Consider the following 25,528-nt stretch of genomic DNA (forward strand, 5'->3'; position numbering starts at 1 on the left):
TTTCTTTACTAGTACAGTTTGATTTTTAAGTCAAACTGTTATATTTATGGTAAACGATTACAGATATAAATGTCACAGAAGTACAGAGATAACAAAAAAAGCCAAGCTTTTTTGCTTGACTTTTTTCTTGATACAGTTTAGGTACTTAAATCTTATTTGGTTTCGATTAAACCAATGTTGCCATCTTCACGACGGTAAACGACATTAGTACTATCTGTATCTGCATCTGTAAAGATATAGAAATCATGTCCTAACATGTCCATCTGAAGGACTGCTTCTTCAGCGTCCATCGGTTTCAAAGAAACATGCTTTGTACGGACGATCTTTACTTGATCTTCATTTACTTCTTCAGCTTCATCAAGTGGTGCAAACTCGTCTCCGAAAGCTTGTCCAGTAGGAACATTAATCTTAGATTTACGGTTTACACGAGTCTTATACTTGCGAATTTGACGTTCTAGTTTTTCTTCAACAAAGTCAATAGCTGCGTACATGTCAGCTGCTGTATCTTCTGCACGCAAAGTTACATTTTTAGCAGGAACGGTAACTTCTGCTTTGTAACGTTTGTCGGAGTAAACTTTAAGATTTACATAGGCTGTTACTTCATGACCATCGTTAAAGTATTTTTCAAGTTTTCCAACCTTATCTTCAACATATGAGCGGATTGAATCTGTTAACTCAAAATTTTCACCACGGATATTATATTTGATCATAGAGTCTACCTTAACGGCTCTTGTGTTGAACCTTCACTGTTTTGCAGGCGCTGGACAGTCAAGTTTTAAGAACCGTCCTTTCTTTATTTCTAATTTAATTATAATATATAATCGCTTACAAGTCAATCAATAACACTTATTCTAATCTTTTTATTAGAAGAACCAATAGAAATCGTATCCCCCGGATGAATTTCGCCGGCAAGCAATTGCTCACTGAGCGTGTCTTCAACCTCACGTTGCAGAGCTTTACGCAATGGGCGGGCGCCGTATTCAGGATCAAATCCTTTATCAGCAATAACTTTCAAAGCAGCAGGTGTAAATTTCACTTTGATATTTTGATCTTTCAAGCGTGATACGAGAGATTTACTCATAATTTTCACGACTTGTTCAATCTCTTTTTCTGTCAGTGAATGGAAAACGATAGTTTCATCGATACGATTGAGAAATTCTGGACGGTACTGTTTCTTCAGTTCTTCCATGATTCTCGCTTTCATAGCTGCATAGTCTGTTGAGATTGATTTGGCACCGAAACCAACTGTTTTATCATCACGAATAGCTGTTGCACCAAGGTTAGATGTCATAATGATAATCGTATTTCTGAAATCAACTTTACGACCCTTCGTGTCTGTAACGAAACCATCATCTAGAATTTGTAACATGATATTGAAAATATCAGGATGGGCCTTTTCGACTTCATCAAGAAGGATAACAGAATAAGGCTTATTACGGACTTGCTCTGTCAGTTGCCCCCCTTCATCATAACCTACGTAGCCTGGAGGCGCTCCAATCAGGCGAGATGTCGAGAATTTTTCCATAAATTCACTCATGTCTACGCGAATCATGTTTTCTTCACTTCCAAAAACACTTTCCGCTAAAGCCTTAGCAAGCTCTGTCTTCCCAACCCCTGTCGGACCAAGGAACATAAATGAACCCAAAGGACGTCTCGTATCGGCGATACCTGAGCGTGCACGTCTTATGGCACGAGAAACAGCCGATATCGCTTCTTCCTGACCAACTACACGCTTATGTAACTCTTTTTCTAGATTAATCAGACGTTCACTTTCAGTTTTCGTCATCTGTTGGAGCGGGATTCCTGTAAGGTTGGAAACGACAGCATAAACATCGCTTTCCTCAACCAAAGGATTATCATTTTCCGATACTGTAAAGTTATCAATTTTATGCGTTAACTTTTCAATATCTTTTTCAATCTCCTGTGCTTCAACAATATCAAGTGCTACAACTGCTTTTTGTAATCTCAGCTCTTCTGCTTTTAACTCTGCTTTTAATTCGTCAAGCTTGGTGTAATTTGTTTTACTCGTAATTTTAACTTTGGCTGCGGCTTCATCAAGGAGATCAATTGCTTTATCTGGCAGACGACGACTTGGCATATAACGATTGCTCAGGCTGACGGCACGTTCCAAAGTTCCCTCTTCAAATTTGACCGCATGGTAAGCTTCAAATTTTTCTTTTAACCCTTGTAAGATTGCAACTGTTTCATCTTCTGATGGTTCTTCAACATTAACACGGGCAAAACGACGTTCTAGGGCCTCATCTTTTTCAATATATTTTTGATATTCTTGATAAGTTGTTGCCCCAATAAGTTGAAACTCACCACGTGCTAATGCCGGTTTTAAGATGTTGGAAGCATCATTAACAGAATCCATTCCTCCACCAGCACCGATAATGGTATGAAGTTCATCGATAAAGACAATCACATCTTTATCATGTGTCACTTCATCAACGATAGCTGTCAAACGATCTTCAAATTCACCACGGAATTTTGTCCCCGCAACAACCATCGCCATATTCAAGGCCATGATACGACTGCCACGTAAACCTACAGGAACATCCCCTGCAGCCACACGCGTCGCAAAGCCTTCAATAATCGCTGACTTACCAACACCAGGTTCACCAACAAGAACAGGATTATTCTTTGTCCGACGACTCAAAATGTGGATGAGGCGTTCGACTTCTCGCTCTCTTCCAATCATTGGATCAAGCTTGCCTTCACGGGCTGCTTTTGTCAAATCTGTCGATACCGTGTCTAAAGTAGGCGTTGTCGTGGTTTCGGAAACTTTCCCTGACAAGTTTCTTTTCGAAGCTGGTGTCACCGCTTTACGGCGTTCTGGTACACGTAGATATGCTTTTTGCTCTAGCTTTTTACGGAGGTTAACGATATTGATGTTTTGCTCACGTAAAAGTTGTCCTGCAAAGCCAGCATCATTTGCTAAAAGCATATACAAGAGATGCTCTGTCCCTATGCGGTTTTTATCGTTGTTTTGAGCCAATGCACGTGCTTGCTCAATAATTGTCTCAACTCTTGGGCTAAGCTTTATTTCTGATTTCTTCGTTTTCACTTGACTTGAAAAATCTTCAATGTCGATTAACATTTCTTCCAAATCAATTTTTTCTGAATTAAGTAGCGTAAATGCCAATGAAGCCGGGACCTCAGCTAAGGCAGCCAATAAGTGCGAGCTTTCAACCCAAGCGTAGTTAAACTTATGCGCATAGTCAACAGACTTCTCAAGCACTCTTATGACTTGTGGTGTATAGTCCTTTTCATTAAATTTCATCATCACGATCCAATCTCTGTAGTATTTTTATCATCATTTGTGCTCGACAACTGTTAGAAATATCACTATCAGCCAAAAGCAAAAGGAGAAGATTGCCTTCTCGTTCAGTCAAAATGTGTTCATCAAATAAAAGTTGCAAGACATCTTGAGCCATACTTTCAGTCAAGTTAGTAGGCAACTTCTGCGCTAAATCAAGCAAGAACTCGTGCTTTGCTGAATAATGGTATTTGAATATTTTGATGTAGCCACCACCACCACGCTTTGACTCAACATCAAAACCTTTAGATGGGGTGAAACGGGTTTTAATCACATAGTTAATTTGCGAAGGAACCACGTCAAATTGACTGGCTAAATCTGCACGTTTAATCTCAATCTCACGTGCCTCTTCTAGCAGTTTTCGCAAATAAGCTTCGATAATATCTGAAGTATTTTGGGCAGACATAGAACCTCCAATCTTTGACCTTTATTGACTATTATAACGAAAATTTTTATTTTTTACCAAAAATAGTGGCTGAAACACCTCTAAAATAAAAAAATCCGCTAAAAAGCAGATTTTTTATTTTATTTCACATCAACAATCTTAACTTCGATTTCACCCATAGGCAATGGAATTTTTACCACATCACCAACTTTACGACCAATCAAAGCTTGGGCAATTGGAGACTCATTTGAAATCTTACCTGAAAACGGATCAGCTTCAGCAGTACCAACGATTTCGTACTCTTCCTCTTCATCATCGCCAATTTCTTGGAAAACAACGGCTTTACCAAGCGCAACTTCATTTTTATCGATGTTAGCATTGTCGACGATCTCAGCGTAACGAATCATTGTTTCAACTGTTGAGATACGTCCTTCGATAAAGGCTTGTTCATCTTTTGCTGCTTCGTATTCTGAGTTTTCTGAAAGGTCACCATAGCTACGTGCAATCTTGATGCGCTCAATAACTTCAGGGCGTTTAACCAATTTAAGGTTATCTAATTCTTGTTCTAGTTTTTCCAGACCTTCTTTGGTCATGGGGAAAGTTTTTTCTACCATTTTTTATCCTTTTTAAATTTCTAAATTAATTACCCGACGCAATCGCATCATTAACATACTTTTGAACATTGATATTTTGTTCTTCAAGTGTTTGCGCAAAGTAAATCTTACCTTCAACGTCTGCTACAAAATACAGATAATCATTTGCAGTTGGGTTAAGCACTGCTTTGATTGACGATAAACTTGGGCTGACGATTGGGCCAGGACCAAAACCTTGATACAGGTATGTATTGAAAGGTGAGTCTAATTTTGTATTAATTGCAGCTTGTTGATCAAGCGATGTATCTTTTCCAAGCTTACCTTCAGCATAAAAGATACCTGTGTTGGAATCCATTGTCATCCCCAAGTTCAAACGGTTAAAGAAGACCTGTGCAACGTTGCGACGGTCATCATCACTGTTGGCTTCTTTTTCGACAATAGCAGCTAGACTCAGAGTTTCGTTGACCGTAAGTTGGGAGGCTTCGATTTGTTCATACAAAGGTTCCAATTGTGTATTTGTTGTTGAAAGCATTGTCTCAATTAAGCTTTCAACGGTAGTTTTTTTCGTATACTCGTAAGTGGCTGGGAAGAGATATCCTTCAAGTTGATATTTCACACCACTGTCTTTACTTGGTAAGCTACCAAGAAGTTTTGGAAACTCTTGCTTCATTTTTTCAATGAAGGCTTGATCCTGAACTGTCTTCATAAACTCATCTTTTGTAAAAGGTGTTTTTTCATTTTTATCAGCCGAGTTCACTGTAACAGCTTGAGCGATTTGTTCCAATGTGTAACCTTCTGGAATTAAAATTTTACCCAGAGTTGGTTCAACAGGATGCTCAGTTCCTCCTTGCTCCAAAAGACTCGCAATATCTGATAAGCTCATGCTTGGCGCAAGGTTGTAGTAGCCACTCTTAAAGCCGCTGAAATTTTTAAATTTAGTATAGTATTGGAAAACCATACCATTTTTGATAATACCTTCTCTTTGTAAGATATCTCCGATTTGTTTACTGCTTGCTCCAGCTGGGATATTAATGGCACGCTTGGTTGTATTTGCAGTATTGAGCGGTTGTACCCCTTCTTTGATAAAACTGTAGCCATAAAAGCCAGTTCCAGCTGCTGCCAAAATTAGAACGGCTACGATAACAGCAATAATCTTCCCAGAAGAGACTTTCTTCTTCGGTTTTTTCACTTTCGGCTTAGGTTGGATTTCTTCAGATTCAACTTCAGCTTTTACCGCTGAGCGTCGACTTCTTTGTCTATGCTCCGTCTCTTCGACAATAGCTTCTGCTGTATCTGTCCCTTCATCTTCAGGTGCTTCATATTCATCAGCAACTTCATCAGAATTTTTTGAGTTACGTCTAAGTCGTGAATAACTTTGCCCTTGGCTCGCTTGGAGCATTTGCTCGCGAACACTTGCAAAGTCTGGACGTTCTTCTTGTGCTGGTCCTTTTGTTTTCGCTTGATCCGAAACAGTTTTTTCAGGAAGTTCTACATCTTCTGAGATATTAGGTTGTTCCTCTGCTTCAGGTTTTTCGAGTTCTTCTGTCAACTTAAACGGTGTTGGACGTTGAATATCCGAAAAATCAGCACGTTCTCGCCGAGTATGTCTACTCGGGGTTGAAGAAAGCTCTTTGTTGGATTCACGGGCATAGTTTTCAAAAGTCCCATCCGTGTTTGCTCGATTTCCTTCTTCAAGTTCACGCAAGATTTTATCTTTGAAACTTTCTCTCGAAAACTTCTCCGTATCTTTTTCTACCAAGGTTAATCCTCCTTATCACGCTTCTCTCCCTTTTGAAAAGCGAAGCGTAAGTTTGTTGGGTAATATTCACAAAAGCGAGGCCATGGACCTCACTCTTTTAGATTTTAATTCTCTTCTGAGTCGTTGTCGTCATCATCGTCGTCCTCTTCATCGAGTTCAACGTCTTCATCCACGTTATCCAGTTCAACTTCAGCAAGTTCAGCATCATAAGCTTGAACTTCATCTTTTTCGTCATCTGGATTCTCATCATCATAAGTCATGTCATCTGCATCATTACCTTTATCGATGTGTTCATCTTCAGGATCCACTTCGTCTTCGATACCAAATGCATTAACTTTTGTACGTTTTTTCGTTGTTTTCTCTTCTTCGTCATCAATTTCATCGAGGGCAATGACTTCCTCATCGATTTCGTCAATAGCGTACCATGAGCGTAATGCCCAAACATTATTTCCCAATGGAATAAAGCTTCCATCTGTATTCATTTCTGTATAAAAACGTGCAATTGTGGCTTTGATTTCGTTATCAGACTTTTTCAAGTAGTCTTGAACGGCATTCAAGATTTCCGCAAAAGCCATTTCCTTACCATTTTGTTCCAAAATTGCATGAGCAACTTCAATCATTGAAAGTTCTTCGATATTTTGTCCTTCTAATGCTTCAATTTTCAAACTTTTTTGCTCTCTTTCAGATTTTCTTTTTCTATATTATATTAAATTCGCTTCATTGTCAATATGTAAACGGATTTAAGCTGTTTCATTATATGTCGTTTTCAGTCTTGTTTGGTGAGGCTTAAATTAATAATGCATCAAGACTTTGTAATCATAGTTACCGAGTTTTTCGCGTCCTTTAAGCTCGTCAAGCTCAATAAAGAAGGCACAACCTACAACGATACCACCCAAACGTTCAATCATCTCAATCGTAGCTTTTACTGTTCCACCTGTTGCCAGGAGATCATCTACAATCAGAACACGTTGTCCTGGTTTTATCGAGTCAGCATGCATTGTCAATGTGTCTGTACCATACTCTTTTTCATAGTCTGCTGAAATGACTTCACGTGGTAATTTTCCTGGTTTACGCACTGGTGCGAAACCTACACCAAGCGCAAAAGCAACCGGACATCCAACGATGAATCCACGCGCTTCTGGGCCAACGATTACATCGATTTCTTTATCACGTGCATATTGCACAATTTCTGTAACGGCATAGTTGTAGGCATTTCCATCCGCCATAAGTGGTGAGATATCGCGGAAAACGATACCTTCAGTTGGGTAATTTTCAATCGTTGCAATGTAATCTTTAAGTTGCATGTGCATCTTCCTCTTTTAATTTTTTATAAATTTCTTTGACAGGGGATAAGGCGAAAAGTTCTTGAAATGCAACAATTTCTCGAAGCTCTTGGTAAATGTTACTTTCAGCAATATCACGTTTTTCTGCTGCTTTATTCACACTCATCATGCCATTATCAATTGTTACAAAATTCAGTTCTTCAAATATTTGAATCATCTTTATCAGTAAGATATCTGGTATCTTCAGATAATTTGCTAAATCTTTCAATTTAAAGCGTATATCAAATTCAGGATATTGATAGATTGCTTTATAGAAACGCGCAAACTGCTCACGTGTCCCTGATCCCGTCAAATAATAATTTTGTTTGATTGTATTCTTGAAATAAATCAATTCAAAATCTTGCTCATGTATTAATTCCGTTAAAGTCGATAAGGCACCCTTATCGGTTGGGGCTTCCTCAATAATAAGCACTTCTTCTATTGTACCATTTTTCACTTCATTATGGACAAAACGTATTGTATTTTTGGGCAATTCGACTTGTCGACTTCGAATATCCAGAAGTTCAACACCATTTACTCTGGCATCAGCCACCATAAGCTGAACGGTTGTTGTACCATTCCAGGTATTGCTAGACAAGGTGCCAACAAGCTCAGTATCACTTTGTTCAAATTCCAGACTTTCTGTCCCATGACCAAAGTAAACCGCATCTAAAGGTTGCCCCTTTTGTACTAACTTAAGTTTGAGATGACTGTTATCTTTTCCCATGCTCCGAGCTTGCTCAACCTGGTAATCCGTAATAAGAAAATGAGGTTTCGGATTATCCATGCCATACGGAGACAATTTTTCTAAACTTCTAATCGTCTCTAAGCTTATCTGGTCAAACTGCAGACTTCCCTGAACTTCTAGTGTGCTCTTCCCTGACATATCAATGTCGTTGTCTTGAATAAAATCAAGCATCACTTGCTTAATTGCTTCCACATTCTCCAAGGCAAAAGTCATTCCAGCAGCTTGTTTATGACCACCAAAAGCGATAAAGAGCTCTCGATGTCCATTGAGTGCTTCAAATATATTAAAGTTTTCAATCGAACGGGCTGATCCTCGGAGAATTCCCTCTTCTTCTGCCAACATTATTATAGGTTTGTGAAATTGCTCAAGCAAACGCCCTGCAACGATCCCTAGAACACCTTTATGCCAATCCTTATGATAAAGAATTTGTACAGGTTCATCTGTCATCATTGTGAGGGCTTGATTGAAGATATTCTCGACAATTACTTTACGCTCGCTATTTTTTTCATCAATCATTTGCGCGATTTCAGAGACCACTTCTTCATCCCAGCCCGTTAATAGTTCAATTGCTGGATTTGGATCATCTAAGCGTCCTAGAGCATTCAAACGAGGTGCAATTTGAAATCCAACGGTCTCCTCGTTTACCTTTTCAAAATCAGTTCCTGAGAGACGCATGAGTTCCATCAGGCCTGCACGCTCAGTATTTGCTAGCACTTTTAGCCCATGACTCACCAAGATGCGATTTTCATCTGTGAGACTAACCATATCCGCAATTGTCCCAATTGCTACCAAGTCAAGCATATCTGAAGGAATGTAGTCCAAAAGTGCTGTTGCGACTTTAAAAGCCACTCCGACTCCAGCCAAGTACTTAAATGGATAGTCTGCTCCGGGGTGTTCAGGATGCACAATAGCAAAAGCTTCGGGTAGCTCTTCTGGCATACTATGATGATCAGTAACGATAACATCAACGTCTTGGCTTTGTGCGTAAGCTATAGCTTCATGACCAGCCACCCCATTATCCACGGTAATAATCAAATCAATGTCTTCATTTTGAATGAAATATTTATAAACATCAGGATTTGGTCCATACCCATCGGTAAAGCGGTTAGGAAGATAGACTTGTACCTCCGCTCCTAATTCATCCAGTGCCGATTTCATCACTGAACTTGCCGTCATGCCATCAGCATCATAGTCACCATATATTAAGATATTTTGCCCATTTTCAATTGCAGTCAAAATTCTTTGAACGGCTTTTTCCATATCATGCAGTAAAAACGGATCATGCAACTGCTGCAAATCAGGTTTTAAGAAGGTTTGCATTTTCTCTTCTGTCCTAATACCGCGTTGCCACAAAATTTGCGCTGCCAGTGTGTCTAATTTATATTTTTTACTTAACTTGAGAAATTCATCTGGTAAGTCTGACTCAGTTAAATTCCATATATATTTTGATTTAATCAAGTTTCCTCCACTTCGACTGCCTGTTTGAAGATTTATTTATAATTAAAAAACTTATTTCCTATATTATCTACTAGAGCTGGAAAAAGAGCACGAACTTTCGCAACAAAAGCCAGCTGAAGGGGTAAGTTCATTTCTCTTTTATTTTTACCTAAAACCTGCTCGATTTTACCCGCAACGTAGTCTGCACTAACCGCATTTTTACCTACTTTTTCAAGATAGTCAGCATTGCCTTTATGAAATTTTGTAAGGACCGGTCCTGTATTGACTGTTGTCACGATAAGACCCGGTATTTCTAAACGTAAAGCATCTGAAAAAGCAAGAACAGCAGCTTTGGAAGCTGCATACACTGTTGACTTAGCTGTAGGTAATTTTCCTGCGATAGATGCAATATTAATGACTTGCAGCTGCGGTTGTAAATCACGTGTGCGCTTAATCAAATCTAACGTATTCACCTTGAACATTTCGTCAATCTGTTCATCTGATAAGTGGGTCAACGCCGAAAACTCCCCAAATCCTGCATTGTTAATAAGAATATCCACCTTATCAGGAATGACTGGCTGGGGAAGGGAACGACTGATCAAGATAAGATTATGCCCCTCTAAACGCTGAATAAGCGCCTGTGCAATATCGCCGCTAGCACCTGTAATTACTATATTCTTTTTACTCAACTTTTTCTTCATAAAAATCTTTCGCCACATATGAGTTAGGATGGACAGCTCGTGCTTCTTGTGCGAGCTGAGCCACGAGTGGGCCGACATATCGTGCACTGATATGTGTGAGCAACAAGCGTTTTACACCAGCTTCTTGTGCAACATCTGCTGCTTGTTTTGAGGTCGAATGTCCATGTCGACGGGCCATTTTTGACTCTTTTGCTTCATAAGTTGCTTCATGAACTAAAAGATCTGCACCAACAGCTAAACGAACAGCACTTGGTGTCCGGCGTGTATCTCCAAGGATCGTTACCACTTTGCCAAGTTTATCTGCACCGATATAGTCTTCTGGATGAAATACCTTTCCCTCATACTCTACTGTTTCGCCACTCTTAATTTTTCCAAAGAGTGGGCCAAAAGGTAGACCATCTGCTTTCAAGGCCGCTGCATCGAGTTCTCCAGGACGCTCTTTTTCGACTACACGATAGCCCAAACAAAAAATTGTATGATCCAAGGTATCAGCATATACTTCAAAAGTGTCATCTTCAAAGATTTTCCCAGGCATTTCAACTTCATGAAAATGAATCTTATACCCAAGGCGCGACCCCGACATGCGTAAAGCTGTCATCACAAAGTCTTTCAGACCTTTTGGTCCATATAATTCCAAGTCCGTATGGTCCTCATCTTTACTTGAACCTTGGAATGAACGGCTTGATAGAAATCCTGGTAGACCAAAAATATGATCGCCATGCAAATGTGTAATAAAAATTTTGGTGATTTTTCTTGGCTTAATTGATGTTTCCAAAATTTGATGTTGAGTCGCTTCACCACAATCAAATAGCCATATTTCGTTACGTTCATCGAGTAACTTCAAAGCAATAGCTTGTGTTTTTCGCGTTCGTGACGGCTGACCTGCGCCCGTCCCTAAAAATTGAATATCCATATCTTCCTCAATATTCTAATTACGTTCTTTTCTATCCATTGGTGGAGTCAAATAAAAAACATTTTCTACTTTGGTGCCCGTTTCCCATTTTTCTCACTTATTGATTAAGCAAGAAATGAGAATATCAAAATGTAAAAGACATTGTGCTTCTCACAATGTCTTACAGCGCTCAAAATAAAAAATTATCCGTCTGGAGGGAATCGAACCCCCATCGCAAGAACCGGAATCTTGCGTGATATCCATTACACTACAGACGGCACTGATAACTCTATCATTTTACAGGAAAACAGAGGAAATTTCAAGTTTCTTTATTTCAAAAAGTCCTCAAGAAAGGATTGAATACTCTTATAGTTTTCATCTGCAATTTTACTGTCGTTATATCCTATATAAGCAGTAGCTAAGCCAAGCTCTTGTGCAGGAAGGATATCGTGTTCAACCAAATCCCCGACCATGAGCGTTGCTTTACGTTCAAAGTTTTCCTTTTCCAAAATATTCCGAAAGGCTGCTTGATCAGGTTTAGCAAAGCCCGTTTCAGCTGAAATATAAACAGGAAAGAGGTTTTCAAAACCAAAACGCTTAATCTTTTCTCTTTGTTCCCAACTCTCACCATTACTTAAAATAGCTATATTGTAATTCTGGGAGAGCTCTTTTATTTTAGTCAGTAAATCGTGATCAACTTCTATTTCTTCAAGCAAGGCTGTCAAAAAGATATCAAAGAATAAACGCACAAAGTTTTCTTTATAGTGAATCGCATAGTAATCTAAAACCTGGCGCACACGCTCTTCGCGCAACTGCGCAATCGTCATTTTCCCTTCATGAACCAAGGGCCAGAGTTGCTCATCCAATTCACGGTATTTTGCCATAAAATCATCTATAGAAAATCCATCTTGGAAGTCAATCAAATCTAAAAAAACTTTACGATGCGCTATTTCCCAATATTTTTTAAAAGGAAAGAGTGTGTTATCCCAGTCAAAAATAATGTTTTTTATCTCTTCCATGTTCCTCCCTTTCCACTTCCTTTAAAAGTTTATCATTTTGCCCCTTGTATATCAAATGAATTAGGGCGAGTCCCTAGTAAGTTTTAAACTTCTATTTCTCTGAAAGAACCGCTTTGATTCCTGCTTCAAAGCTTGTAATTTCAAATTCTGGAAAACGTTTTTTAAACTTGTCTGAATTAAATACATTATCCTCTGCATAACGTGGAAGAAGTTCTTGTAATTCTTTCGCTTTTTGACTGAAAAGGCTGGCTAATTTAAATTGCCACATCTTAATTGTTGTATATCGAAGTTTTTGGCCTGTGATTTTTTCCGAAAGTGTAATGATTTCCTGATAAGTCAAACTTGGTGCGCATGGCAAATGCCAAGTTTGACCATAAGCATCGACATCATTCCCTATAAGAGCCATTGCACGGCTAGCATCGGGGGTCCAAATCAATGTTCTCAAACGAGTAGCACTCAAGGGGATTTTTATTTTTTTATTCTCTTTAATAGCGTTGAAGACCATTGTATTTGTGATACTCTGCGTATGATTTGGACCATAAAACTCCGGCGCACGGCAGATCACAGCTTCGAGCGCTTGGTTTTCCATTTCCTTAATGACCATCTCTGCTAAGTGTGCACGTACTGCTGATTTTCTTCCCTGTGGTGCAAATTTAGTGTCTTCATATTGCACTTCTGAATTTTTAGGATACATGTAAGTATTATCAAAGAAAACCAGTTTGCTTTGGTGTAGTTTACAAGCTTCGATAACATTTTTCATCATAAGAGGAAATTGCTCTTCCCAAAGTTCTGAATTCATAGGTAAACCTGCTGTAAAATAAACAATTTCACTACCAGCAATCGCTGCACTGGCTTCTTCAAACTTCAATAAATCTGCTGGAAATAAGTGATCTGTTGAGTTTACTTTACGAGGTTTTCTACTCACAAGTCTAATTTCTTTTGTATATTTTTTAAAAAGTTCCTTAGCCAGTTCTTGACCAATCTGTCCATTACTTCCTAGTATTGTTTGCATTATTTAATCTCCTTTATAAGCATTTTAGCAACTGACCGTACAGAAAACGGATTTTGTCCCGTTATAAGTTGCCCATCTTGGACGGCAAAATCTTTATAGAACCTTTTTTTACACCAGATTGCACCATGGCTTTTAGCAAGTTCTTCATTGAGGAAGGGAACAACGCTCTTCTTGCCTGCAATGATTTCTTCAGCTGTTGTAAATCCCGTTATTTTTTTCCCTGAGATAATATAATGACCTTCTTGATCCTTGAGATGAAGTAAACCGGCAATACCATGACATACGGAAGTGAGGTATCCATCATGTGTATAGATATCTTGCGCGATTTTTTGTATTTCTGGATTATCTGGAAAATCCCACATCACACCATGACCACCTGTAAAATATATGGCACTATAGTCTTGTGGAGCTATCTGTTCAGGGTTCAAGGTGTTTTTTAATGCTCTTTCGACAAAGTCATAATCATCATAAGTGTTCCAGATGGCTTCATCCATATACTTCATGCTTCGTGGATCAAGCGGAACATAACCTCCATTTGGACTCACAAAATCATAAGCAATACCTTCTTTTTGTAGTTCATCAACAAACTCTGCGCTCTCTCCCAGCCAAAGCCCTGTCGCTTCATTGGTATTTTTATAACGATTAACATTTGTTTCGACAATCAAAACTTTCTTCATTTTTCTTGCTTTCCTTTCATTATCCTTGTCACTTCATCTAGAAAGTGTTGCAATTTTATAATTTCTGCTGTGTCGTGTTCAAGATAATAAAAATTTTTTGTTCCTTCTGACCGATAGTTTACTATTTTTGCTTGACGTAGAATCTTTAAGTGATGAGAAATCGCTGGGCGAGATAAACCTGTTGCCTCGATTAAATCGCCTACTTGTATCCCTTTACAATCACTCTCTTCGAGCAATTTAATAATGATTGCTTGTCGTTTTTCATCACCCAAGGCAATTAAAAAGTCACCGACTTCACTCAATTCATGTTTTAAATGTTCAAATTTCATTTTTATCTATTCTTTCGTTTATATTTTTAAACTATTAAACCATTCCCTCTCTTAGAAGTCAAAAAATTTGATTTATAAAATGCTCATCCGTTATTTAAAGAAAATAAAAAAACTCACAGCACCATGTGCTCTGAGTTTTCATTTTTGTATAAAACGATTATTTAACTTTAACTGAATCTGTGATTGTTTCAACAGCTTTCTTCATTGCGATATCGTGTTGGAGCATATCAACTGGAAGAAGTTTTTCAACTTGTTCAACAGGCATGTTGTATTGTGCAGCCAAGTCAGCAATTTCAGCTTTAACTTCTTCATCTGTAGTTTCAAAGTTTTCAGCTGCTGCAATAGCTTCGATTACAAGGTTTGTACGTACACGTTTAGCTGCATCTGCTTGGTATTGTTCGTGCAATTGTTCTTCAGTTGTACCTGTGATTTGGAAGTACATTTCTGGTGAGATACCTTGTTGTTGCATTCCTCCAAGGAATTCGTTCATTGCGCGGTGAACTTCTTCGTGAATCATTTCTTCAGGAATTTCTTTGATTTCAGCATTTGCTACAGCTGTTTCGATAGCTGCAGTTTCAACAGCATCGTTGTAAGCTTCTGCTTTAGCATCTTCAAGTTCTTTACGGAATTTAGCTTTGAGTTCATCCAATGTTTCAACTTCTTCGTCGATATCTTTTGCTAATTCATCGTCAAGTTCTGGAACTTCTTTTGCTTTAACTTCATTAACTTTAGTTGCAAATACTGCTTCTTTTCCTGCAAGATCTGTAGCTTGGTAGTCTTCTGGGAAAGTCACTTTCACATCGATTTCTTCACCAGCTGAAGTGCCAACAAGTTGTTCTTCAAAGCCAGGAATAAATTGACCTGAACCAAGTTCTAAACTGTGGTTCGCACCTTTTCCGCCTTCAAATTCAACGCCATCGATAGAACCAACGAAGTCGATAACTACTGTATCTCCGTTTTCAGCTTTACCTTCTTTAACAGTTAATTCAGCAAGATTGTTTTGTTCTTGTGACAAACGGGCTTCAACTTCATCATCAGCAACATCTTTAGTTGCTTCTACTGAAACTTCCAAGTTTTTGTAGTCACCAAGTTCTACTTCAGGTTTAACAGTTACTTCAGCTGTCAACTCCCAGTCAGAACCTTTTTCCATTTTAGTGACATCAATTTTTGGTTGAGCAACAGGTTCGATACCTGCTTCTTTTACAGCTGCATCATAAGCAGTTGGCAATACAGCATTCAAAGCTTCTTCATAAAGAGCTTCTTCACCATACATACGGTTAAACATTTGACGGCTGATTTTACCTTTACGGAAACCAGGCACTGAGATATTACCTTTTACTTTATTGAAAGCTTTGTCAAGACCGTTTTTGATTGTTTCTTGGTCGATTGAAAATGAGAGTGTACCAGTGTTAACACCAGTTTTTTCAAAACTTGCAGTCATTAATTATTTCTCCTTATTTATGAGCCTTGAGCTCAGAAATTTCATACCTTTCTAGAATAGCATAAAAACTGAGTGAATTCAACTTTTTGAACGATTATTTTTCTCTCTTTCCTTTGAATTTAAATGATAAAAAAAGCTTGCAAAAGCAAACTTTTTATGGATTTAAACGTTGCATGACTTCTTGCCATAGATCGCCACTAAAAACACGGGACGCTTGTCCGCCGCCTAGTACACCATAGCCTAACATCAAGCCCGCTGCACCTGCTATAAGGACAAGTACAAGAACTAAAAAGACTAATGAAAGGCGAACGCCTAATACTTTAATCGTTTTTTTAATCATCAATTTCCTCAAGTTCTGGAACACGTTCAATATCTGCTCCAAGTGATTTTAATTTTTCATGGAATCGGTAATAACCACGATCAAGGTGACTTAATTTACGTACTGTAGTTTGACCTTGCGCAACCATACCAAGCAAAATTAATGCTGCACTTGCACGTAAATCTGTTGATTTAACTTGTGCACCTTGTAATTTTCGTGTGCCTTGGATGATGGCTGTGTTACGTGTAATATCGACAGTTAAGCCCATACGACGCATTTCTTCTAAATGTTGGAAACGATTTTCAAAAACCGTTTCAATCATTGTTGATTCACCCTTAGCGATAGCTTGAGCCGCAGTCATTTGCGATTGCATGTCTGTTGGGAAACCAGGATGTGGTAGAGTTTTAACATTTGTAGCTTTCAAAACTTCAGGTCCAAGAACACGAAGTCCTTCATCTTCTTGGACAAACTCCACACCCATCTCAATCAATTTAGAAATTAAGGGACGGTTGTGCTCACGAACCGCATCTTTGATTAACACATCGCCTTGTGTCATCGCAGCTGCTACCATGAAGGTTCCAGCTTCAATACGGTCTTGTACAACCGCATGGTTCGCACCATGCATTTTTTCAACACCCTTGATAATAATTGTATCTGTGCCAGCACCTTTGACATTTGCACCCATTTTATTAAGCCAATTTGCAAGATCGACAATTTCAGGCTCGCGTGCTGCATTTTCTAAAGTTGTTGTTCCTTCTGCTAGAGTTGCAGCCATCATCAAGTTTTGTGTGGCACCTACTGATGGGAAGTCCAAATAGATATGTGCACCACGTAGCTTTTCAGCCTTAGCTTCAATGTAACCCGCTTCTTGAGTAATTTCCGCCCCCATCAATTCAAAGCCACGCAAGTGGAGATCGATAGGACGCGAACCAATTGAGCAACCGCCGGGCATTGAGACACGAGCATGCCCGTTTCGAGCTAAAATTGGACCCATTACAACGATAGAGGCACGCATTTTACTCACGAACTCGTAAGGCGCTTTTGTTTTTATTTTAGCAGCTGCTTGTGCATGAACGGTCTTACTTTCTTCTGAAAACTCTAAATCCACTCCAAGATGATCCACTAAATTATTCATCATGTAGACGTCGCTCAAGATAGGAACATTACGAAGAATAATTTCTCCCTCGCTTGGCAAAAGTGTCGCTGCAAGTAAAGGCAGAACAGCATTTTTTGCTCCTTCAATTTCTACAGTTCCTTTAAGGCGGGTATTTCCACCCTTGACAATTATTTTATCCATTTATACATTCCTATAATTTCTTTATTCTGAAAGACACCCTAAATTATAGCACAATGAATCTTTTCGTCAACTTTACAGGATTATGTCTGTCCCTTGTATTAATTGTTCAACTAAATGTGCAGGTAGGCTATAAACGTACTGGCGGTCTGTAAGATTGGGTTTTTCCCCTTCAAAGGTTTTAGTCACAAAACCGAGTTTTTCGGTCAGAATACCTCCCGCGGCATAATCCCAAGGTTGCAAACGGCTAAAATAAGCAACTGTTTTTCCCTCAAGAAGGTCTGCATAAGCTATCCCAGCACTGCCTAACATCCTTACTCCTAAAGTATTCAAACTAAAGTTTGTTAGGTTATATAAATTTTTACGATAAATCATTGAATTGATTGAAAGCAGACTTTTTTCAAAAACTTGAGGTTTGTAAGAAAGTAACCGATCATTACAAAAAACTTCTTGCGCATTATTCCAATAAAGTTTGTCCGCCATTACATCAAGGATTAATCCAAATTGTGGCTGCCCTTTTTCATAATAAGCCAGCATCACAGCAAAGTTGTCTTGCTGTACAACAAAATTTATCGTGCCATCAATCGGATCCAAGACCCAAAAATTTGCTTGACTGCGATCAAAATCCGCAGTATTTCGTCCTGCTTCTTCTGCTAAAATTTTATCCTCAGGATAAGACCTACTAATTTCTTCAATGATGATTTCTTGAACCTGATGATCAAAATTTGTCACCAAATCACTAAAATTACTTTTTTGCGAAACTTCCAAAGTTTGATGAATATTATCACGAAGAAAAGCACCAGCTTCTCTCACCCAAGTTTTTGCTTGTTTAAGCTTTTTCAGAGCGAACAAATTGTCTTTCACTCGCTTGTACCTCCTTGACGGCACGATAAAGCGAATAACCACTGTTTTCTTCGAATTCTCGTCCCAGCTGTTTTTCTTGCATCTTAGAAGGAACAATCTTCTTGAATGCCTTATAAGCTTCCAAAAACTCTTCCTTGTTCACTTTACTCTCATAAAAATTTTCGACTTGATTGAAAAAAGAGAGCACTGCAGTCATTTCAGCAGTACTCCAACTTAAATCAAGTGGATATTGATAATTAGCTTTCATTATTTCCACTCCCCCATATGCAGTTAGAAGTCGTTTACCGCACGTTTCATTTCCGCGCGACGATAATGACGAGGTAAGAAAGCACGAATCTCGTCTTCATTAAAACCAATTTGTAACAAACGATCATCTGTGATAATCGGCCGGCGCAAAAGGTTCGGATACTCTGTCACAAGATTAATCAACTCATTAATTGTCAACTCATCAAGATCCAAAGCAAGTTTTTGAAATATTTTTGACCGAATTGAAATAATATCTTCCGTTCCGTTTTCTGTTTTTGACAAAATTTTACGTAAGTCATCATTTGTCATCGGCTGTGTCAAAATGTTGTGCTCCGTATAAGGGACACTGTGTTTGTCCAACCATGCGCGCGCCTTACGGCAGCTTGTGCATGAAGGCGATAAGTATAAATCAACCACTTTCTTTCCCCATTCTATCTAGGCTGTAACCAATTATTAAACTTGAGCAGCGCTATTATTTGTTACTTATTATACCAAAAATTATAGATTAAAAAAAGTGCGTTTTTTTACTATTGTGTAAGATTTTATGTCTATGTTACATATTGTTCATATCGTCACAAATTTCTTGTAAATCTTCAAATCTAATCAATTCCATATTATAATTTGATGTCTTTTGCATCCTATCCGTAATAAAATGGAGCTTGGTTTCGTTTTCTTCGTCATATAAAACTAAAGAACCATCCGAATTTTCAAGCAAAAAATCGTTATACTGACGAAATTGACTTGGACTTTCGTAATCTTCGTAAGCATATTTAACATAATCTACATCTTTAAATTCACGTAATTTGTCTTGATTCGCCTCATTCCAGTTCTGTCCTTGCGTTTCAAAGGGAAATATACTAGCAATGTGAAAATTGTATTCTGTTTGTAATTCTTTAGAAACTTGCAATGCCCAATATTCAAAGCCAAGACTCCCCGTAAAAATCACCCATTTTAGTCCTTGATCCAAGTAAGCTTCCAACCTTCTTTTAAAAGCTCTCTTGATAATCGATATTTTTATATCTTTTTCATCAAAAATCCCCAGGTCAAAGGCTGTATAACCTGTAATAAGCAGCGTCTTCATAACCAAAACTTCCTTGTTAAATATATATATTCGTACTTTATTTTTATTGCCCAGATTATCCAAAGTCTATTTTCTATCAATTTATGCAATAAAATAAAGCAGCTGTCCTTAGTGCTCGCACTAAAATTTCAAGCAATAAAACTAAAAAGAATCTCTACAATAATATGTTCTTTTAACTATTACAGTCCAAAAGGCAAATAATTTGCTATAATTACATTTTACAAGTCCGTATAACCCCTTATGCCTCTTGACTTCTCCATGTACCTATAGTCGTTAATATTGATGTTTTTTTTGTTTTTTTTGAATCAATATTTGCTCTCTATCCCTACCTACTCCTTTTAATTTTGGTTAGTTTTTGGTTAGTTTTTAAAATACCATCTCGTTCATTTTCAAAAGCAAATTTTCTTGCATATTCTTTGTAACATGACTATATACCTGTAAAATCATCTTTTCATTCGAATGTCCTACACGTTCCATTATTGCTTTAATCGGGACATTCATTTCAACCAATAGAGATATATGAGAATGTCTAAGCATATGTAATGTATAATGTCTTTCACCTAAAACATTCGTACAAGCTTCTTTAAAAACAACTGACAATGTATTTCTGTCTAATGTTTGTCCTTGATTTCCCACAAAGATAAATTCTTCATCTTTACAATGATCAGCTAAAATATTGATGATTTCTAATGCTCTGTTATTTAAGCTCACACTTCTGTATGAATGACCTGTCTTTGGAGACAATAATTGTCGCTTCTTCGCTGATACCCCATTCATATTTAAAGTATGCTTAACCTGAATAAGTTGTTTTCCCGGATTAAAATCTTCCCAACGTAAAGCCAATAATTCTCCTGTACGAAGTCCCGTTAAAAACAGGAACTCATAAATTAAAGCTTTCCTAAAATGTACTTTATTTTTATATAAAAAATCAAGAACTTTCCTAATTTCTTCACGTTCTAAAAATTTATTTTGTTTCTTCATTATCTGTTCATAAGATAATTTTATTCTTGGCAAAACCACATTATCCATTGGATTATCGTTCCTATATGCAACTTTCTTTGCATAAGAGAACAACAAATTATAGTATGTTTTTCGTAATATGCGTGTAGTGGGGGCTAAATTTTGCTTTAAAATGAACTTTTGAATTTGTATACCAGTAATTTTCGAAATTTTTTCTGTGCCAAACTCTCTCAAAAATTTTTTAAAGGCATTTTTTTCTACACTGATGGAAGAAAGTTTTAATTCTTCATCGCGAATAATACGCCACTCATTAAAAACTTCTTGAACGGTAAGTTCCTGTTTTTCTTTGAAGGTTTCCTTTTCTTCCAGTCTTTCTTTTAATTTTTTTTCGATTTTTTGAGAAAGTCTGTTTTTTGCTTCCGCTTGAGAAGCTCGGCTTTTCGAGTTCATTGTTACTGTAACTTGTCGCCATTTTCCTTGATTTTTATCAAAGTATTTTTCAAAATAGCGGTATTTTCCACTTGATAATTTTTTATAAAACATAATTCTCCTTGCTTGCAAGCAAGAAAATGTGTGCGTACTTATTATAACATTTTCTTGTTTTGCTTTTCTTTATATTTCATGAACTGATAATATCCAGATAAACTAATCCGCCGTAAATCTCGGCTTGGCTCTAAGATATACTTTGAATATTCTGTTCTTGACATTTCAGTTAAATGTTTCTCTACCGTTTTTACAGACCATTGAAAAATAGTCGCAAGCTGGTATTTTGTTTTTAAATCTACTAACATATTCCCTCCATTAATCACAATTCAATAATTGACCATAATAAAAAAATAAGGACAAGATTTCTCTCGCCCTTAATATTCACCGATTTTATTTTTACATTGCAGCAATTATCACTGCCTAAACTAATTTCCTAAATGTTACGTACATAGCCATGTGATGTTTGAGAATAATCACTTATTGCTAAGTCACGACCATAAGCTGCATAGTTGAAATACTGTTCTAAAGTTGCTTGGCTTAGAGTTTCTACTCCTCCCATTTGTGCAACCAATTCTGCTGCTAAATCTTCATCATCTTCAGCTTCTACAAATTCCAAGTCATCTTTACAAGAAATAATATCATCTATTGAATATATTTCCAGAAATTCTTTGAGATGGTCTAAATCTGAGATTTCTTCTAGTTTTTCCGCATAATCATTAAGTTCACTAATAGAAGAATATTCGCCTACTGAAAATCCATAAAAATTTTCGAAATCATGAATTGCATATTCTTCCCCATGCTCTGGATCAAGCTGCAATTCTCGTTCAACTCTTCCCATATCAACTGGCAGTTCGTACCACTTGCCCCTTGTATTGCCATTATTGTAGCTGTTTAAGTTTACAATATATATTTTTGGTGTTTCCATATCTTCTCCTTTAAAACATATCTTCTATATCTCGTAACTTTCGTGTTGCTTCATACAACAAGCCGCCAACTGCTTTAAATGCTGTATGTGCTTCCTGAAGCTCCTTACTTCCTGAACTTCCAAAATTTGTACGACTTATTGCTCCTGAAAGGTGTGTTCTGGTTTCAAATAAACTTTTCTCTACATTATCAAAACCTACACGTACTTGTCACCTTTCATAGTTATCTTTGATTCTCATATTTCCCCCAAAATTAAAAAGACCTGCTTGCACAAGTCCTTCGTTCATACCATATTGAAATGAGTCATGCGATTCATCTCTTATTCTATTTGTACTCAAAATATCCTCCTCAATTCATTAATGGAAAATCAACACTAGATATTAAGTACTGATTGCTTTTTTGCTCAACATTTATTTTTAATACCTGTGGTGTCACTTGATTACCATTAAGCGAATAGGTAACCAAAGCTAAGTATTGTCCTTCTTCTCCTTCATAAATATCTGAAGAAATGATGGATGATTCCATTTTTATTTCTTTATCCACTTTAACTAAGTGCAGCTTCTTCTGAACCTCTGAAGTGCAAAAAACTTTCGTCAATTCATTACGCTTGTTTTCTGAATCATAATTGTAATAGCTGTCAAGAAATTCTCCGACTATATCTCTTGCTTTTACTGCTTCAAATTTATCTTCAGAAGTTGATGTACTTTTTGAAGTTTTATTCGATTCCACCTTGTCATCTGAAGATGATTTTTTTATTTGTTGCGAAGATGAAACTTCTACTTTATCTGGTTTAACAATTTCATTATTGCTACAAGCTGAAAGTAACAACAATGAGGAAACTCCAAATATTAATAAATTTACTCTTTTCACTTTTTATCTCCCCTACTATTTTTTAGGTGGTATAGCAATACTCGTGATACTGTCATCCCATGTTCTATCCATTTTCTGAACAATTTGTACACCACCTACATTTTGCTCATAGGTTGTAAAACTATTTCCTTTTACTGTACTGATAACACCAGTATGACCGTAAGGATTCTCACTTGCCGAACCTGCGACCGGTCCAAAGCCCCAATTGACAACTGCACCTGCTACAAGCTCACTCGCTTTTGGTTTCATAATGACCTTCCAACTGTGAGAAGTAAATGCACTAAAGTTATCTGAACCAATATTAAAGGCACATAGTCCTTGAAGATGAAACCCGCTAATACTATTCACATAGTAATCCGATAAAGCATAACATTGTCCTGACCCTACCTTTTGACCAAGTACATCGTTAAGGAGCTTTATATCTCCTCCTGAAGAAGCTGAACCGTTAAAGTAGGCGTACCATTGATTCGCTAACTGAGAAATCATTTCCAAGTTCGTTTGCCCATCAGATAAGCTGACACCTTCATAGTAAAGCGACCAATCTTTGGCTGCTTGTACAGGTTCTTTAGATTTACTTAACAAAGTTTTTACTTTTGAATAAGAACCATTTAATTCTTTATCCATAAGTTTAAACTCATTATCAAGTGTTAGAGTCGACAAGTCCATGCCTTGTATTGATCCCTCGGAATGAATTCGGTCGCCATTAATGAAGCTCCCCCATCCAGACCATTGAAAAAGACCTGCAACACCTCCTGCAGGATTGATAGCTTGTGGGTTAAACATACTTTCACGCTGACCAACCGCAAGCGCCCCTGAAGCACCTGCAGAAGTAAATTTATGTTCTTTCCTCAAGTGCTGATACGTTTTTGTCGCCACTTCAAGGGCTTGACCTGTAACTGGTGGTGTACCATTTCCTGAAATATCTGGTGTATTTTCTTGACTTCCAATACTTAACATTGAGCCAAAGAGAACAAAGATAAGTCCAAGGAAAAGAAAAACAGGAACAAAAATTCCTGCAATTATTAACCCTATTTTCTTCATACTTCCACTCTCACTTCTTGTAAATCATAATTGGCTTCTTCCCAACTGATTAAATCACTTTGATTAATTGACTCTTCAATAATCGGTTTCTCTTCAGTCGCAAACGATTTCTCAATATCAGGATTGTCTTGTAAATCTTGAACATCAACTTGTTCCGTTGTTTCTTCATTTTCAAGTGTTTGATTCTCTTCAGAAATAAAGTTTTCCGTATTTTCAAGTTCTGTACTGCTTTCCTCTGCAGTCAAAATATATTCTTCAGGCGGCACTTCAATATTTTGATTTTCTTCTGAAGCTTTTTGCTCTTGAAGTTGAGTTTCATCTGAAACTTGAATATCATTTGAACTCTGTTCTTCCATTTGTTTATCAAGTTCTTGCATATTTTCAGAAGGCTGTTGCTTCATTTCTTGAAAACGATTATATCCCTTCGTCATGTTAGGGGCAACCATAGAAGCACCATCAGCGATAAGAGCTGGATTTTCTGTCGCAACACCTGCTGCAACCTTAGCACCGCCTTCTGCTTTTTCTTTAAACCCATTTTTAAAGTTTTCCCATTCCATTTTCATATGTGAAAGCTCCGCATTACCTGCAGCCATATTCGTACCTGAAATCTTTTGAGAAATACCAGACCGATTTTTCCATAATACAATCATGAATACTATTTTCAAGATAAAAACTACTGGTAAAAATATAAGGAACTCAATACTGCCTAACCCTGATACTGCAGCTTCTAAATTGGTTTGTGGTTTACCGATAATCAAACTTAATACACCATAATCAATTTGTGTCATTAAGAAAAAAAGAAAACCAAGCATAACACTTAAAATAGACGGTGCAACCAATAAACCAAGCGTTGTTTTTATTGTCGTAAAGAAAGCATTTCTAAACCACGGAATAAAACTTAATAATGCGCTCAATGGTATCAGAATAATAAACACACAAACTAAAAGAGAAAGAGCCGATATAGTAGAATTGACTGCAATAATTGGAACAGCATATATCCATAAGTTAATGCCACCCATAAAACCTGCAGCAATTTGAAAACCAAGCTGTTTACCATCATTTTTTAGATAATCATCTTTTCTAGAGAGTTTGTCTACATATTTTTGTCCATCATCCCCTTTAGCTTTTGTATAATCAAATGTTTCTCCTGTTTTAGAATCAACGATCCCTGCAGGATTTCCTGTGTTGATAAAATTTGCGGTAGGTTTAACCACATAATTCTCAATAAAATCACCTGATTGCTCCGCTTCTGAAAAACCTGTCATTCCATTAGTAATTTGTTTTTTTGCAGTATCCGCAACATTGGTTACTGTATCAAAGAGGATTTGACCTCCCATAGCCGTTTTACTATTTCCTGCTTGTGTCGTTACGGTAAAATTTCCAAAAAAGAAAAACATAGTCGCGACAACTGCCATCAAATGTATAAAGGCACGCATAAAATTCCCTTTACCATTGGTATATTGGTAAAACAAATAAAAACCTGTGACAGCCAATAACATTCCTGCCCCTGAAGCCTGTGCAATTGTACCATTTGAGCCACCAATAAAGCCTAAGAAGATGGCTTTAGCATTGGACATCATAGTTGCTTGAACAGATTTCAAAGAACCTGAAATGTTAAGAAGATTTGTAAGGAAACTAACGACTAGAGCCTGTATCTGAAATATTTGAAAAGGCATACTTATAATTATGCCTGAGATGAAATTCCAAAACATAGGAACTGGTTCTGCAATTTTACCATGAACAGTTTCATGATAAATCCCATAATTCATTATGCTTTTGTATAAAACACTAAAATTCATAATTTCACCT

General features: G+C 37.3%; 27 protein-coding genes and 1 tRNA gene. All 28 read right to left on the reverse strand.

All coding sequences use genetic code 11. From position 1 onward, the window contains the following. Nucleotides 1-152: 152 nt before the first annotated feature. Complete coding sequence (gene hpf, locus KJS37_RS01485) at nucleotides 153-710, reverse strand: ribosome hibernation-promoting factor, HPF/YfiA family (RefSeq protein ID WP_003134010.1); 558 nt, start codon at nucleotides 708-710, stop codon at nucleotides 153-155. 122 nt (nucleotides 711-832) lie between these two features. Next, on the reverse strand, nucleotides 833-3,283 hold the full coding sequence (locus KJS37_RS01490) for an ATP-dependent Clp protease ATP-binding subunit (RefSeq protein WP_213495742.1): 2,451 nt from the start codon (nucleotides 3,281-3,283) through the stop codon (nucleotides 833-835). Then, complete coding sequence (locus tag KJS37_RS01495) at nucleotides 3,273-3,725, reverse strand: CtsR family transcriptional regulator (protein ID WP_017368805.1); 453 nt, start codon at nucleotides 3,723-3,725, stop codon at nucleotides 3,273-3,275. The genes KJS37_RS01490 and KJS37_RS01495 overlap by 11 nt, the downstream gene beginning before the upstream one ends. A 119-nt stretch (nucleotides 3,726-3,844) precedes the next feature. Further along, a complete protein-coding gene (gene greA, locus KJS37_RS01500) occupies nucleotides 3,845-4,318 on the reverse strand; it encodes a transcription elongation factor GreA (protein ID WP_017369377.1) in 474 nt (157 codons plus the stop codon). Nucleotides 4,319-4,343: 25 nt separating this feature from the next. After that, complete coding sequence (mltG, locus tag KJS37_RS01505; RefSeq protein WP_213495579.1) at nucleotides 4,344-6,056, reverse strand: endolytic transglycosylase MltG; 1,713 nt, start codon at nucleotides 6,054-6,056, stop codon at nucleotides 4,344-4,346. Nucleotides 6,057-6,160: 104 nt separating this feature from the next. Then, nucleotides 6,161-6,721 (reverse strand): DNA-directed RNA polymerase subunit delta, encoded by a 561-nt coding sequence (gene rpoE, locus KJS37_RS01510; RefSeq protein WP_096368662.1) that lies wholly within the window; start codon nucleotides 6,719-6,721, stop codon nucleotides 6,161-6,163. Nucleotides 6,722-6,847: 126 nt separating this feature from the next. Beyond that, nucleotides 6,848-7,360, reverse strand: coding sequence for an adenine phosphoribosyltransferase (locus KJS37_RS01515; RefSeq protein WP_003135164.1), 513 nt, complete (start codon nucleotides 7,358-7,360; stop codon nucleotides 6,848-6,850). Further along, on the reverse strand, nucleotides 7,350-9,584 hold the full coding sequence (gene recJ / locus KJS37_RS01520) for a single-stranded-DNA-specific exonuclease RecJ (protein ID WP_213495581.1): 2,235 nt from the start codon (nucleotides 9,582-9,584) through the stop codon (nucleotides 7,350-7,352). The genes KJS37_RS01515 and recJ overlap by 11 nt, the downstream gene beginning before the upstream one ends. A 32-nt stretch (nucleotides 9,585-9,616) precedes the next feature. Then, nucleotides 9,617-10,264 carry an SDR family NAD(P)-dependent oxidoreductase gene (locus KJS37_RS01525; protein WP_213495583.1) on the reverse strand — a complete coding sequence of 216 codons (648 nt, stop codon included), beginning with the start codon at nucleotides 10,262-10,264 and terminating at the stop codon, nucleotides 9,617-9,619. Then, nucleotides 10,245-11,177, reverse strand: a complete 933-nt coding sequence (gene rnz, locus KJS37_RS01530; RefSeq protein WP_213495585.1) for a ribonuclease Z — start codon at nucleotides 11,175-11,177, stop codon at nucleotides 10,245-10,247. Before rnz ends, KJS37_RS01525 begins: the two co-directional genes overlap by 20 nt. Before the next feature lie 185 nt (nucleotides 11,178-11,362). Further along, nucleotides 11,363-11,434, reverse strand: a tRNA-Arg gene (locus KJS37_RS01535). Between the two features lie 51 nt (nucleotides 11,435-11,485). Continuing rightward, nucleotides 11,486-12,175, reverse strand: coding sequence for an HAD family hydrolase (locus KJS37_RS01540; RefSeq protein WP_017369383.1), 690 nt, complete (start codon nucleotides 12,173-12,175; stop codon nucleotides 11,486-11,488). 91 nt (nucleotides 12,176-12,266) lie between these two features. Then, the gene (locus tag KJS37_RS01545; protein ID WP_213495587.1) at nucleotides 12,267-13,187 is read right to left on the reverse strand and encodes an NAD-dependent epimerase/dehydratase family protein; all 921 of its coding nucleotides are present in this window, start codon (nucleotides 13,185-13,187) and stop codon (nucleotides 12,267-12,269) included. Then, nucleotides 13,187-13,864 (reverse strand): type 1 glutamine amidotransferase domain-containing protein, encoded by a 678-nt coding sequence (locus tag KJS37_RS01550; RefSeq protein WP_213495588.1) that lies wholly within the window; start codon nucleotides 13,862-13,864, stop codon nucleotides 13,187-13,189. The genes KJS37_RS01545 and KJS37_RS01550 overlap by 1 nt, the downstream gene beginning before the upstream one ends. Next, nucleotides 13,861-14,193, reverse strand: coding sequence for an ArsR/SmtB family transcription factor (locus KJS37_RS01555; RefSeq protein ID WP_017369386.1), 333 nt, complete (start codon nucleotides 14,191-14,193; stop codon nucleotides 13,861-13,863). The genes KJS37_RS01550 and KJS37_RS01555 overlap by 4 nt, the downstream gene beginning before the upstream one ends. Before the next feature lie 157 nt (nucleotides 14,194-14,350). Further along, complete coding sequence (gene tig / locus KJS37_RS01560) at nucleotides 14,351-15,634, reverse strand: trigger factor (protein ID WP_017369387.1); 1,284 nt, start codon at nucleotides 15,632-15,634, stop codon at nucleotides 14,351-14,353. A gap of 154 nt (nucleotides 15,635-15,788) precedes the next feature. Beyond that, entirely contained in the window at nucleotides 15,789-15,974 is a 186-nt protein-coding gene (locus KJS37_RS01565; RefSeq protein WP_017370713.1) for a DNA-directed RNA polymerase subunit beta, read from the reverse strand. Further along, nucleotides 15,967-17,250 carry a UDP-N-acetylglucosamine 1-carboxyvinyltransferase gene (gene murA, locus KJS37_RS01570; RefSeq protein ID WP_213495590.1) on the reverse strand — a complete coding sequence of 428 codons (1,284 nt, stop codon included), beginning with the start codon at nucleotides 17,248-17,250 and terminating at the stop codon, nucleotides 15,967-15,969. The genes KJS37_RS01565 and murA overlap by 8 nt, the downstream gene beginning before the upstream one ends. Before the next feature lie 72 nt (nucleotides 17,251-17,322). Further along, nucleotides 17,323-18,111, reverse strand: a complete 789-nt coding sequence (locus KJS37_RS01575) for an inositol monophosphatase family protein (protein WP_096368671.1) — start codon at nucleotides 18,109-18,111, stop codon at nucleotides 17,323-17,325. After that, nucleotides 18,077-18,358: a UPF0223 family protein gene (locus tag KJS37_RS01580; RefSeq protein WP_096368672.1), complete on the reverse strand. Its 282-nt coding sequence runs from the start codon at nucleotides 18,356-18,358 to the stop codon at nucleotides 18,077-18,079. The genes KJS37_RS01575 and KJS37_RS01580 overlap by 35 nt, the downstream gene beginning before the upstream one ends. Nucleotides 18,359-18,381: 23 nt before the next feature. After that, a complete protein-coding gene (gene spx, locus KJS37_RS01585; RefSeq protein ID WP_003133982.1) occupies nucleotides 18,382-18,774 on the reverse strand; it encodes a transcriptional regulator Spx in 393 nt (130 codons plus the stop codon). A gap of 136 nt (nucleotides 18,775-18,910) precedes the next feature. Next, nucleotides 18,911-19,438 carry an SLOG family protein gene (locus KJS37_RS01590; RefSeq protein WP_165714304.1) on the reverse strand — a complete coding sequence of 176 codons (528 nt, stop codon included), beginning with the start codon at nucleotides 19,436-19,438 and terminating at the stop codon, nucleotides 18,911-18,913. 366 nt (nucleotides 19,439-19,804) lie between these two features. Then, nucleotides 19,805-20,941, reverse strand: a complete 1,137-nt coding sequence (locus tag KJS37_RS01595; RefSeq protein WP_213495592.1) for a tyrosine-type recombinase/integrase — start codon at nucleotides 20,939-20,941, stop codon at nucleotides 19,805-19,807. A gap of 41 nt (nucleotides 20,942-20,982) precedes the next feature. Beyond that, nucleotides 20,983-21,189: a hypothetical protein gene (locus KJS37_RS01600; protein ID WP_003135183.1), complete on the reverse strand. Its 207-nt coding sequence runs from the start codon at nucleotides 21,187-21,189 to the stop codon at nucleotides 20,983-20,985. Nucleotides 21,190-21,317: 128 nt separating this feature from the next. Further along, the gene (locus KJS37_RS01605; RefSeq protein ID WP_213495594.1) at nucleotides 21,318-21,809 is read right to left on the reverse strand and encodes an antirestriction protein ArdA; all 492 of its coding nucleotides are present in this window, start codon (nucleotides 21,807-21,809) and stop codon (nucleotides 21,318-21,320) included. A 347-nt stretch (nucleotides 21,810-22,156) separates the two neighbouring features. Further along, nucleotides 22,157-22,678: an EF0163 family protein gene (locus tag KJS37_RS01610; RefSeq protein WP_213495596.1), complete on the reverse strand. Its 522-nt coding sequence runs from the start codon at nucleotides 22,676-22,678 to the stop codon at nucleotides 22,157-22,159. Between the two features lie 15 nt (nucleotides 22,679-22,693). Further along, complete coding sequence (locus KJS37_RS01615) at nucleotides 22,694-23,719, reverse strand: phage tail tip lysozyme (RefSeq protein ID WP_213495599.1); 1,026 nt, start codon at nucleotides 23,717-23,719, stop codon at nucleotides 22,694-22,696. Next, complete coding sequence (locus KJS37_RS01620; RefSeq protein WP_244851287.1) at nucleotides 23,716-25,518, reverse strand: hypothetical protein; 1,803 nt, start codon at nucleotides 25,516-25,518, stop codon at nucleotides 23,716-23,718. The genes KJS37_RS01615 and KJS37_RS01620 overlap by 4 nt, the downstream gene beginning before the upstream one ends. Nucleotides 25,519-25,528 lie beyond the last annotated feature (10 nt).

The sequence above is a fragment of the Lactococcus formosensis genome (genome assembly GCF_018403745.1).
Lineage (GTDB): Bacteria > Bacillota > Bacilli > Lactobacillales > Streptococcaceae > Lactococcus > Lactococcus formosensis.

Excerpts from the sequence above, each read along its gene's own strand:
- hpf (WP_003134010.1), bottom strand. The coding sequence starts at position 710 with ATGATCAAATATAATATCCGTGGTGAAAATTTTGAGTTAACAGATTCA.
- KJS37_RS01490 (WP_213495742.1), bottom strand. The coding sequence starts at position 3,283 with ATGAAATTTAATGAAAAGGACTATACACCACAAGTCATAAGAGTGCTT.
- KJS37_RS01495 (WP_017368805.1), bottom strand. The coding sequence starts at position 3,725 with ATGTCTGCCCAAAATACTTCAGATATTATCGAAGCTTATTTGCGAAAA.
- greA (WP_017369377.1), bottom strand. The coding sequence starts at position 4,318 with ATGGTAGAAAAAACTTTCCCCATGACCAAAGAAGGTCTGGAAAAACTA.
- KJS37_RS01515 (WP_003135164.1), bottom strand. The coding sequence starts at position 7,360 with ATGCAACTTAAAGATTACATTGCAACGATTGAAAATTACCCAACTGAA.
- KJS37_RS01525 (WP_213495583.1), bottom strand. The coding sequence starts at position 10,264 with ATGAAGAAAAAGTTGAGTAAAAAGAATATAGTAATTACAGGTGCTAGC.
- rnz (WP_213495585.1), bottom strand. The coding sequence starts at position 11,177 with ATGGATATTCAATTTTTAGGGACGGGCGCAGGTCAGCCGTCACGAACG.
- KJS37_RS01540 (WP_017369383.1), bottom strand. The coding sequence starts at position 12,175 with ATGGAAGAGATAAAAAACATTATTTTTGACTGGGATAACACACTCTTT.
- KJS37_RS01545 (WP_213495587.1), bottom strand. The coding sequence starts at position 13,187 with ATGCAAACAATACTAGGAAGTAATGGACAGATTGGTCAAGAACTGGCT.
- KJS37_RS01550 (WP_213495588.1), bottom strand. The coding sequence starts at position 13,864 with ATGAAGAAAGTTTTGATTGTCGAAACAAATGTTAATCGTTATAAAAAT.
- KJS37_RS01555 (WP_017369386.1), bottom strand. The coding sequence starts at position 14,193 with ATGAAATTTGAACATTTAAAACATGAATTGAGTGAAGTCGGTGACTTT.
- tig (WP_017369387.1), bottom strand. The coding sequence starts at position 15,634 with ATGACTGCAAGTTTTGAAAAAACTGGTGTTAACACTGGTACACTCTCA.
- KJS37_RS01565 (WP_017370713.1), bottom strand. The coding sequence starts at position 15,974 with ATGATTAAAAAAACGATTAAAGTATTAGGCGTTCGCCTTTCATTAGTC.
- murA (WP_213495590.1), bottom strand. The coding sequence starts at position 17,250 with ATGGATAAAATAATTGTCAAGGGTGGAAATACCCGCCTTAAAGGAACT.
- KJS37_RS01580 (WP_096368672.1), bottom strand. The coding sequence starts at position 18,358 with ATGAAAGCTAATTATCAATATCCACTTGATTTAAGTTGGAGTACTGCT.
- KJS37_RS01590 (WP_165714304.1), bottom strand. The coding sequence starts at position 19,438 with ATGAAGACGCTGCTTATTACAGGTTATACAGCCTTTGACCTGGGGATT.
- KJS37_RS01595 (WP_213495592.1), bottom strand. The coding sequence starts at position 20,941 with ATGTTTTATAAAAAATTATCAAGTGGAAAATACCGCTATTTTGAAAAA.
- KJS37_RS01600 (WP_003135183.1), bottom strand. The coding sequence starts at position 21,189 with ATGTTAGTAGATTTAAAAACAAAATACCAGCTTGCGACTATTTTTCAA.
- KJS37_RS01605 (WP_213495594.1), bottom strand. The coding sequence starts at position 21,809 with ATGGAAACACCAAAAATATATATTGTAAACTTAAACAGCTACAATAAT.
- KJS37_RS01615 (WP_213495599.1), bottom strand. The coding sequence starts at position 23,719 with ATGAAGAAAATAGGGTTAATAATTGCAGGAATTTTTGTTCCTGTTTTT.
- KJS37_RS01620 (WP_244851287.1), bottom strand. The coding sequence starts at position 25,518 with ATGAATTTTAGTGTTTTATACAAAAGCATAATGAATTATGGGATTTAT.